Below are 986 nucleotides of genomic sequence, written 5' to 3' on the forward strand. Positions count from 1 at the left end.
ACTATAATATGTCTAACACCATTATTTTCAGGAAGTTCAAAAACCCATGCAGCCTTATCGGCTTGAGTATATTCTGAATAATGTATGTCTTTTGCAAGATTGCTAGCTGTTCTAGTAGAGTATCCTTTGGTAATAAATTTTAATTTAGGAATTGAAAGTAGCTTTTCAACGTTATCTGATGAACCAAAGCCACTATCAGTTCTTAAGATTAAGTTATCATTATGAAGCTGCTCTTTATATTTAGATAATATAGCCTTTAGTAAGTCAGTGTAGTGGTCAGTGCAATGAGTGTTTCCAGAATCTAAAAACATTGCAACTGTTTCAGAATGTTCACCTGTAAAAGCGGCAGCTAGCTGATATCCACTTTGATTTTTTTTCTTAGCGAAGTAGCCTTTTTCAGCTAGTTCAAAGGTCTTGCCATTAGCAATTAGACCTGTTTGATCACAGTCTACGACTACTTTCGTATGGGAGTGGACTGAGTTACTGTGTTCCATAAAAAGATGATGATGAATATCTTGCAATTGATGTATGCTATCAGAATCAAATCGTCTAATTAGCTCATTAATTTGTGATTGATCTGGTACTGTACTCATATCAAACAAGTTTAGAGCAAGTTTTTCTACACCAAGTTTTTCATTGATGTCTTTAGTTGTTTCACAACCAATTACTATAGACATCATAATGACAATAAGTTTTTGATATACGGAGTATTTTACTTCCTTCATTTTAATCTTAAAGGTCTCAAATGGCTTGAAAAAATTAATTTTAAGACCAAATTGCATTACTGCAATTAACCAAGTGGAAGTAGTTTCTTCTTTACAGTTATCTTGAGTAAAGGTAAAATTATTCATAGGATAATACCTGCCTTTCTTAATTTTTTTGTGGTAAGAAAATTATACTTCAAGGCTTGGTATTATCCACTATTTATTTTTTGGAAACTATAATATGGAAACTAATAAAGTTTTGTTTGTACGAAACTTAGGTAA

Annotated in this window: 1 protein-coding gene; it reads right to left on the reverse strand. The window is 31.7% G+C overall.

Going from position 1 to position 986, the window contains the following annotated elements; all coding sequences use genetic code 11:
• Positions 1–851, reverse strand: an 851-nt coding sequence (locus tag OIO11_RS11660) for a transposase (RefSeq protein WP_268071641.1), incomplete at its 3' end; no start/stop codon positions are given.
• Positions 852–986: the final 135 nt, after the last annotated feature.

It is taken from the genome of Clostridium sp. ZS2-4, assembly GCF_026719745.1.
Lineage (GTDB): Bacteria > Bacillota > Clostridia > Clostridiales > Clostridiaceae > Clostridium_H.